The following is a 6,595-nucleotide window of genomic DNA, read 5'->3' as shown; positions in this document are numbered from 1 at the left end:
ATTAAAGTTTCATTTTATAAAATATGGAAATGTTAAAACCCCTTTGATAAAATAGCAATATGCAAAAAAATATTTGTTAATTCTTAATGTAATGAATATTCATGTTTATATATACGAATTTAACTACATAATTATTGTAATAAAGGGGGAGAAAGATGTTAGATGAATTGTACAATGCTTTATTAAATGCATCGGGTTTTACGGAAAGCGCAAGGAAACGAGATCAGTATGATAGATTACATGATTATTTAAAAGATAAAGAAAGAGAGTTAAAACAATCCATTCAAGAGGCTGAATCAGCGAAGAGAGATTATGAGAGTAAAAGTAATGGTTTAGAAGCTAATAAAATTCCTGCAGTTGAATTTGAACAAAAACGTCATGAAAAGGATGAAGAATTAAATACATTATTATCCTATTTTAAAAGTGCATTAAGCGATGTTGGCTCTGCGATAGGTACAGCTTATGCAAAGTATTTGGAATATAAAGCGAAAGCAGAAGCGGAGAAAGCGTCAGCATACGCTGCAGCGACCAAGGCTTTTGAAGAAAAGAAAAAGGAAATTGAAAAACTTATCCATTAAACATATAAAGAATGGGGGGAACCAACATGAGTGGTAAAGAGGTTGAAATTATAGGAAGTAACACGACAAGTGCAATTTCTTACGCACAAAACATTGAAAATGGTATGAAGGATTCTTTAAACCAAGCGAAAGACTTAAAAGCATACGTCACAGGTGCGAAATGGAATGGAAAAACGAGGGATGCATTTTTAAGTTATCTAGATTTAATCATTCAATATAACTCAGAAATGGTAGAGGCATTTGAAGGACATACGAAAGCTTTGAAAGAGTTAGATAAAAGTATTCAGACGTACGGAGATAGACCGGAAGTAAGGGCGATAAAACAATTGTGATGGAGAAATGAGGGATAAAAGAATGGGGAAAGAAATGAATTTTGCACCTGCTGAATTATATGTTCTCGCAGGTGCAGCTGGGGTTACGGATATATTTGGATTGCCAAATCGTGACGTAATTATTTTACTTGATGAAGAATGTGTCACAAAAGCAACTACGAGTTTAAAAGAAAAGGGCTTACTTACAAGTGAAAATGGAATTACCCCTGCAGCTTTTCAAATGATTGAGCTATTAAAGGAATATGAAAATTGTCATGAATACACGAGAATTAATAATTTGTTAATAGGTTTTTTGAAAGAGGATAAAGACCGAGTGGCTGTATTAACAGAAATAGAGCCAAATAAAAAATACGAGATCGACTACATACCAAAGCCAGACGTATATTTTTCATTATTAACACGCATTCCCTTCTTATTGAGAGAACCGAGGGAGATAGAAGATACATTTTTCTCAAAGAGAATGGCAGAGGCAGAACAACAAACGTTTGAGGAAAAAGATTTATCAAATAAAGACGTTATAGCGATAGAAACGTATACGAGGCCTCGAAGTAATAGAGGTGGGAAATGGGAATGTTTCTTATATTTCACTGAAGGAGAAGATTTCGTTCAAATAGATGTAGATCGTAATCGATATGACTGGGTGAGCCTCTATGCGGTTAATAAGAAATTGTATGACGTGTTAAAAATGCCGTATAAAAAATTAATTGACCCGAGACAATTCTCATTAGGAGGTATTGAATAATGCAAGTATCAATGGGAGATGGTGGTTCTGGTGGTGGAGAAGAAGTATTAGTTAATTTTCAAGAACTACTTGATATAGTAATGAAGTTAGAAAATATATATAAAATCCATGTAGACGTCATTGGAACGAATATTGAGAGTTTATTAAGCTGTGATTTTTATCAAAAAGGTGAAGCGATGAGAGTAATTGAAAAATATCCTGATATATTACACAAAACACTTGAATTTGCTGAACACTATTCTAGGTCGGCGACAATTGTAAGGAACGTATGTGTAGAAATGCTTGAAAAGGACGAACAATTACGTGAAATATTAAGTAAGTTGTAGAAATCACCATACGGCTGGGGGATGAAAACGAAATGGATGTGAAATATAGACCTGAACCATGGCAAGACATGGGGGATGGTATGAATCGAATTACAAAAGATGCACTCATGAAATTACGGGACGCAAATGAATCATTAAAAAGAATTGATGGAAGAATACGAGATTTAGACTCGGATGGTAGTATACATTTTAATCCTAAAGATCAATCGCAAAAAATCGGAGAATTACTTGAGAGCTATTCGACATTACAAAAATATTGCGGAGAAGCAGGGCGAGTAGTCTCTGAACATATAGATAAACCTTTTTTAGTAGAAATGGATAAATTCGCTCAAAAAATGAGAGATACATCTATTCTCAGTTTCAAAACAGATAACCGAATTGGCTCCACAACAACGACAGTATTACCAGATGCGCACGCGGGGTACGGAAGTGTACCACAAACAATAAAAACAAAAAAAGATAAAATAACAGTAGAAGATATTTTTAAAGATTCACCCGCATTTGATAACGTACTGAGAGAGGAATACAAAGAACTAAAAAAACAAAATCCAGATGCAAAACTAAATTATGAAGAATACAAGAAAGTAGTCCCATCCACACGAGGATTTGAATACAAATCGATAGAAGATGAACAGAAAAAACTAGAAATGGTGCGAGACATAGGAATAGGCGCAGGAATCATCATCACAACAATCCTTTGCCCACCACTCGGGGCCGCTGCCGCAGTAGTATACGGCGCTGTACAAATAAAAAGCGGTATCGACGGAGAAGACTGGGGAACACACCGGAAATTGAGCCAAGAAGAACGCACAGCAAACATTATTTTTGGCGGATTAGACGCAATCCCAGTTGTTGGAGCAGTAGGAAAAGGAGTAAAAGCATTCAAAGGCACGAATGAATTAGCTGATTTAGCGAAATTATTAAAATTCAAAGAAGGAATGCCTGGTTTTAATCCGAATTTGGGTAAAAATGTGGTACAATCATTGCGTGATAATAAAGCTATTATGCTTGACCGTTTGAAACTAGCGAGCCTTAAAATGGAGAAATACGGAAATGAAAAGATGTATCAACTTGGCGAAAAAATAGCCAAAAGCATAGATGATAGGACAGCCAAATCGGCAAGTTTTGAAGTTGACGGAAATGGTTTACTAATATCTAAACAAGGGGGTACAGATTTCCAAAGCTGGGTGAATAAGCATCATACAGCAAGTAATAAGATTATAGATGATGAGCTTAAGGGTGTAGAGGCTTCTCTTACGAAAAAGAATATTCTTCCGAGTGAAAAATTAGCAGAACAAGAACTTATGCTAAAAAATAGTGAAGAAATTCTAAATGATGTAGGATTAAATGAAGAGAGTATAGCATGGTTTTCTAACTCTTTAAAAAATGAAAAGATTCATCCAAATGACTGGAAAGGGAAACTTACATGTGTCAGCGGTGATGGAAAACATTTAACTGAGCGTGAATTAAAGTATATAAATCAAGAGCTAAAAAAGGGGCATGATGTAAATCTTGATCAGATAAAATCTTTGAGAGAACAAGCGAGTCAAATAGCTGATGATTATGCAACTAAAATAAGAAGTGATGAAAAATGGACGCAATTAACTAAGGAACATGCAGCGTCTAAACAGCCTTCTACAATACTTGGTCATGAATTGGAAAATTTAGGTGTGAAAAGGTCGCCCAAAAATGAAGCACACCATATTATTCCTTATAATCAAGGGAAGTTACGGAAGTACATAGAGAAATATGGTATAGATGGGAACGCGGCTGCAAACGGTGTGTTTCTGCCTCAAAACTATCACCCTAATTGGCCAGGGCAGGTTACTCATAGTGCATGGAATAATTTGAATGAAAAAGGGAATATGATGTTTAGACATGGACAAGAATATATAGATTATTTAGAAAAAAGGTTGATAGAGATAGATAAATTAGATGAAAGGATCCTCTCAAAAGCAGGTAAAAAACAAGAAATTCTATCTTTCATTGCAGAGATAAGAAGTGGTTTATTAACAGGGAAAATACAATTCTTGTACAAAGATTGAGAATAAGGAGAGTTTACATGAAAATATGGCAACTAACAAATCTATCAGGTTATGATGAAGTAACTACTTATAGTGAAAGTGAACAAGAAGTATTTGATGATGGATTTAATGGTACACCTATGCTTAGTACATGGAAACCTATTCAAATGAAAACATATAAACATAAGGAAAAAGCCGATTTATTAAGTTTTGAAGGAGAGTCATTTCCTAACCCACCTATTTTTACAAAAAAAGCTATACATATTTTAAATGATTTAATAGAGGATCAAGTAGAGTGTTTGCCTCTGTTACATGAAACATATAGTTGTTATGCTGTAAATGTAACGAATATTTTTGAGTGTGTGGATCATAGAAAATCGGTTCCTACTAAATACGGTGGTTACGATGAGTTTATCTTTATCCCAGAAAAAGTAGAAAATCAGCATATATTTCGCAATAGCAACACGCAGCATTCGTTAGGAGATTTCCCTATTACATCTGTAGAAATATTTGTATCAGATGCTTTTAAAGAAAGAGTTACAAATAGTGGATTGAAAGGGTTTCGTTTTAAATTAGTATGGGAATCTGATGAGAAAAATGATGAACAAGAAATAGAAAATAATCCAATGATACGCCCAACGTCAATAGAAGATTTTAAGTCACATATTCAGCAGCATTATGGAATGATTACGAATCATATAGAAGCAAATACAAAAATGATCACCGATGTAGAATTATATGATGTTGGACCAAATAAAATGGTTGATTGTCATACAGTAGTAACGTATCGAAATAGCTATTTCCGTATGCCAGCTCCATCAAGTGTAGATAGTGGTTATGCAGAGCTTGTCATGCATCTACCGAAGGATTGGGATGTATCAGTATCCGCTTTGGCGAGTTCGAAATACGCTTGGCCTTTACGCCTTTTACAGAACTTTGGAAAAGATGTAATGCGAAATGGATATTGGTTGGGGCAGTGGCTTGTATTTCCAAATCAATCAGAGGAATATTTGAAAAATTCATATGTAGCCCAGTTAGGTGGAGCAGAACAAGATCTAAATGCGCCAATTCATCCATATAGTGAAGAGACGAAATTTTCTGGTGTTATGGTTGTACCACCGCTTCCACAATGTTCAGGTGCATTCAAAATGGAATTTCGTGAGGATGGTAAAAGAATAGAGGGTGACTGGCCAATCTACTTCCATACATTATTACCATTATATAAAGAGGAAATCCATTGTTATTATGCAGATGGGCTTGATGTATTATTACAAAAGTTAATGAAAAATGGCGTTGAAGCAGCATTTGACTTTAATCGAGAGAATACTTGTAAGTAAGGAAGAGTAAGTTATCAAAAGATGCTATAACAGTTTGGAAGAGTCAATAAAAAAAGAATTTAAAGATAACTATGAAAGTATGGTGTATGGTAATGAAGCTGTTAGTGCATATGGTAATAACATGATGAGAAATTACACCAATTTTAGAACTATCATAGATTATAAAATAATTGTTACTTTATAGTGCACCAAATGGTTTGACTTAGTAAGCGATAATTGGTAACCCAGTTATCGCTTTTTGTTTTAACTAAGGGTACGGGTGAAGGTAGTAGGATTATTCCTGGTACTCCGGGTATTGTAACAGGAGGAAATTCTACTAAATTAGGAAAAAATATGATGACAGAAATGGGGCTTAAACGTTCAACTAAATGGAGTGGATATCAAGCACAGCATATTATTCCTTCTGAAATGGCAGATAATCTTGTAATTAAAAAGATAGGTATGAACTTTGATGACTCATCAAACGGTATTTTTCTAAGAGTACCAGATGATAATATAAGTACAATGTCTAGACACAGAGGATATCATTCTGTTTACAATGAAGTAGTTGCAAGAGCATTAAATAAAATGGATATTAACCAAAGTATTGATAGTTTACAAAAACAGGTATATGATTTACAAAAAAATTTAAGAAAATTACAGGGGAATGGTTTACCATTGTACCCAAGCCAAGGTGCAACAGTGGAACTTTGGGAAAGAAAGCTAAAACAATTGGAAATACAAAATAAGTAAATATCAGTAAGGTGGTAAGGTGTAATGGAAAATAAAGATATTAGTTTGCTTGAAGAATTACTTTATAATACAAATAACGAGGATACAATTAGCCGAATAAAGAATATAGATAATCCAATAATCCTTCATTGTTTTGCAGCAAATTATAATTGGAATAGTGGATTTGATATACCAAATGCAATTCTTGAAAACAAAGATTGTGACTTAGGAACGGGATTACTAATGTTTCATTATGCAGACGGATATCGACTATTAGAAAGTCCGGAGGAAGTTTCGAATTCTCCATTACAAGAATGGAAGGTTTTTATATTAAAACTTCAAAATAAAATTATGAATTTGGAGTTTAAAACACAAAATATATCATTTAGCCCTGAATTAACAAAAATTCAAATATTCAAGTTGAAAAAAAGGAACCCAAGTATTTCAGATATTCTTATTAATGAGTCACCAGGAAATATAATTGATATTCCTAAAATATAAATAAACATTAAAAACTCATTACAGTAAATAAATGAGTTTAGTTA

8 protein-coding genes are annotated in these 6,595 nt (G+C 33.8%); all 8 read left to right on the top strand.

Translation table 11 applies throughout. From position 1 onward, the window contains the following. Positions 1–155 precede the first annotated feature (155 nt). The gene (locus V7038_RS28320) at positions 156–578 is read left to right on the top strand and encodes a hypothetical protein (RefSeq protein WP_335695999.1); all 423 of its coding nucleotides are present in this window, start codon (positions 156–158) and stop codon (positions 576–578) included. 26 nt (positions 579–604) lie between these two features. After that, complete coding sequence (locus tag V7038_RS28315; RefSeq protein ID WP_002066133.1) at positions 605–910, top strand: WXG100 family type VII secretion target; 306 nt, start codon at positions 605–607, stop codon at positions 908–910. A 22-nt stretch (positions 911–932) separates the two neighbouring features. Then, positions 933–1,652 (top strand): DUF5081 family protein, encoded by a 720-nt coding sequence (locus V7038_RS28310; RefSeq protein ID WP_335695998.1) that lies wholly within the window; start codon positions 933–935, stop codon positions 1,650–1,652. Next, entirely contained in the window at positions 1,652–1,978 is a 327-nt protein-coding gene (locus tag V7038_RS28305) for a hypothetical protein (RefSeq protein WP_002066136.1), read from the top strand. The genes V7038_RS28310 and V7038_RS28305 overlap by 1 nt, the downstream gene beginning before the upstream one ends. Before the next feature lie 32 nt (positions 1,979–2,010). Beyond that, positions 2,011–4,023: an AHH domain-containing protein gene (locus V7038_RS28300; RefSeq protein ID WP_335695997.1), complete on the top strand. Its 2,013-nt coding sequence runs from the start codon at positions 2,011–2,013 to the stop codon at positions 4,021–4,023. Positions 4,024–4,040: 17 nt separating this feature from the next. After that, a complete protein-coding gene (locus V7038_RS28295; RefSeq protein ID WP_087962558.1) occupies positions 4,041–5,339 on the top strand; it encodes a suppressor of fused domain protein in 1,299 nt (432 codons plus the stop codon). A gap of 216 nt (positions 5,340–5,555) precedes the next feature. Then, positions 5,556–6,071 (top strand): AHH domain-containing protein, encoded by a 516-nt coding sequence (locus V7038_RS28285; protein ID WP_335695996.1) that lies wholly within the window; start codon positions 5,556–5,558, stop codon positions 6,069–6,071. A gap of 24 nt (positions 6,072–6,095) precedes the next feature. Beyond that, entirely contained in the window at positions 6,096–6,551 is a 456-nt protein-coding gene (locus V7038_RS28280) for a DUF4274 domain-containing protein (RefSeq protein ID WP_000428105.1), read from the top strand. Positions 6,552–6,595: the final 44 nt, after the last annotated feature.

The sequence above is a fragment of the Bacillus sp. JJ783 genome (genome assembly GCF_036963225.1).
GTDB classification, from domain to species: Bacteria; Bacillota; Bacilli; order Bacillales; family Bacillaceae_G; genus Bacillus_A; species Bacillus_A cereus_U.
The sequence above is the reverse complement of the archived record's forward strand: the minus strand, read 5'-3'. Positions and strand labels throughout refer to the sequence as shown.